The sequence below is a fragment of the Variovorax sp. 01T439_2 genome, from assembly GCF_056398445.1.
In genome coordinates this window covers 1-2,511 of the sequence record NZ_JBFTPJ010000871.1, presented here as the reverse complement: position 1 = coordinate 2,511, position 2,511 = coordinate 1, and the positions used below count along the sequence as shown (strand labels likewise).

The 2,511-nt window shown below is 57.7% G+C and carries 3 protein-coding genes; all 3 read left to right on the top strand.

The window, feature by feature from the left end; translation table 11 throughout:
- On the top strand, positions 1-532 hold a 532-nt coding region (locus AC1DOC_RS29060), incomplete at its 5' end, for a transposase (protein WP_478131059.1).
- Between the two features lie 804 nt (positions 533-1,336).
- Positions 1,337-2,023 carry a hypothetical protein gene (locus tag AC1DOC_RS29055; RefSeq protein WP_230537962.1) on the top strand — a complete coding sequence of 229 codons (687 nt, stop codon included), beginning with the start codon at positions 1,337-1,339 and terminating at the stop codon, positions 2,021-2,023.
- Positions 2,024-2,229: 206 nt separating this feature from the next.
- On the top strand, positions 2,230-2,511 hold a 282-nt coding region (locus tag AC1DOC_RS29050), incomplete at its 3' end, for a hypothetical protein (RefSeq protein WP_478131058.1).

Here is a 2,511-nt window from a genome sequence, read left to right as displayed (position 1 = left end):
GCTCAAGGCCTGCGAGGACGCGGGCATCACGGCCTTCGTGCCCAAGCCCATGACCTCGGGCGCCAAGGCTGCGGGTCGCTTCGACAAGAGCGACTTCATCTACATCGCGAAGGACGATGAGTACCAGTGCCCAGCGGGCGAGCAGGCCATTTACCGGTTCAGCACGCTGGAGAAGAACGGGCTCAACGCCCATGTCTACTGGACCAGCGCCTGCCCCACATGCGCGATCAAAGACCAATGCACGACAGGCGACTTCCGACGCATCCGCCGATGGGAACATGAAGAAGTACTCGAGCGTGTGCAGCAGCGCCTGGACAAGAAGCCCAAGGCCATGACCTTGCGACGGCGCACCGTGGAGCATGTCTTCGGGACGTTGAAGCACTGGATGGGCTCGACGCACTTCCTGACGAAGACGCTGGCGCATGTGGGCACCGAGATGAGCCTGCATGTGCTGGCTTACAACCTCAAGCGAGTGATCGCCATCCTGGGAATGAGAAGAATGATGAAGGCGGTGCGGCTGGTGGGGCCATGAGCCTCTTTACGGCGCTTCAACGGGTGCAGAGGGCCGCTGGGCTTCAAATCCATTCGTGCCCGCCTACGACTGGATGGCCTGCGAGGCTGGCGGCTGCCCTCGTGACGCGGATGCTCGGCATACTGGAGCGCCGAGAGCGTTTCCACACAACCTCGGCCAAGAGCGGACCTCTGTCGCAGCGGCGAAGATCCGAGTAGCTCCATTCATCTTGGACGATCGTAATTCGGCTATGTGTGAACGCGAACCGCGACAGTTAAACGTACAACAGCAAAACGCCAGCGTCGAGCGTTCGCTGCGCGCAGAAGCAAGCTACTGGAGGCGGCACGGCGTGCCGCCGGCGTTGGCTAGTGTGGGAGTTGAGCGGGGCATCCAATGGGAAAGATCGATCGTCGTTGAACTTGGCATTGACTTCCCGGGCATGCCCAGCATATTCGGTCGGCTAGTAACGCAAGACCAGCGCTTCATTGCATTTGAGATCGACACGACTGATGAGATACGAGTGGAGCAGTGGGAGGACATAACGAGCGCCCAAAATTTCAACGAGCACAATCGAGGCACAGGCGTTGGACGCGGAGCACTGGCTCTCAGGGTTTTGCGTGAACTGAGTGCGTAGTTGCTATTCATGCTGTCGCTGAGTGCAAGCGCTTTCACCGGTGCGACTGAAGCCAACCAGGAACCGACGTTCGCGCCCGTGGCAAGATCGTGCTGATCGGCCCCGAGCCCTCGGTACTGTCCAGCTAAAAAGGCAAGCTCGCTGCACGCATCGATTTCTTTGCCGTCCAGTTGAATGATGACCCTCTCCCCGTGACGAATTCAATTCCGTATTACGCCAAGAACTACGATGTGTTCGTACTGCTTGGTGCACCGAGCTTGTTGCCTTGGCAATGGCAGGTATGGGTGAAGATCGAGCAGTTGCTCGCGCCATTTGTCCGCTCAGACCGCGGAAAGCCGACGGTCCGTTCAAGCCAAACCTCGGGTTTGGGGAAAGAGTATCGATCGGTCGCCTTCGGAAAGATGGGTTGGGATTTGAAGTCACATGCACGTTGGGCGCACGGTTCGCCCTCCAACGCCCTCGAGTCGAATTCTTGGAGGTTCCTTGGAACGGAAGCATGGGCGCCATCATGGACGGTATGCGAGAAAGAACATGAGGCGCCGGACTTCTACTTGCATCTACTTTCGGCGCCTAACGTCCAACATGGAGGCGCATCTCAGTTCGGCTCCATGTTGGTAGTCGCATTGGCAGCTTCTGCCTCTGAAATGCGCCGGGGGGAGCTCCGCGCCGCAATGACCGCCGTTGCAACGCTGCTCGAGAGCCCTCTCGTGGTTTGTAAGCACCGTGCCTGGGGTATCGCGTCAGGCACTGCGGGCGGCTTTCGGGATGCCATTCAGGATTTCGGCGTCGGGCGCGGATTGTTCAGGGAAGAAGACCCTCACGCGCAGCCGATCAGCCTCGAAACCTTTTCTGAAGCGTGGAGCTCGCTTCAAGTTTAAACAACGATGCAGGCCCAGCGACCGGGCCGCTGATTTGGCGTAGGCCCTTGTGCAGGGCTGCTGCAGAGGAATCTGTACCTCCGGTTCGGCCTCCTTTTCGCCGCTAACCTGTGCGGCTACAGTCGGCCTATCGACAATGTTTCAAAATCTGATCGGTGACGTTGTCTGTATGGAGGCGGGGCGACATCCCCGAAGAGAGGTTGTAGATGAAGTTAAAGTGGATATTTTTGGCTCTGCCCATTTTTCTTGTTGCTTGCGCTGCGCCGAGCGGCAAGCCTAAGCCCCAGTCGTGGGTGTCAGATTCAAAGAACGGAGAGTTGGTCATCTATCGGCCCGGATCGTTCGTATTCGGAGCTCGGAATGTCTACTTCTATGTAGATGGCGTTGAAGTTGCAAGTCTAGGATCAGGAACATATTCGCTGATAAAGCTTCCTCCCGGAGCTTATCGTCTTTCTCAAAAGTGGGACTGGGACATGATGATCAAAGAC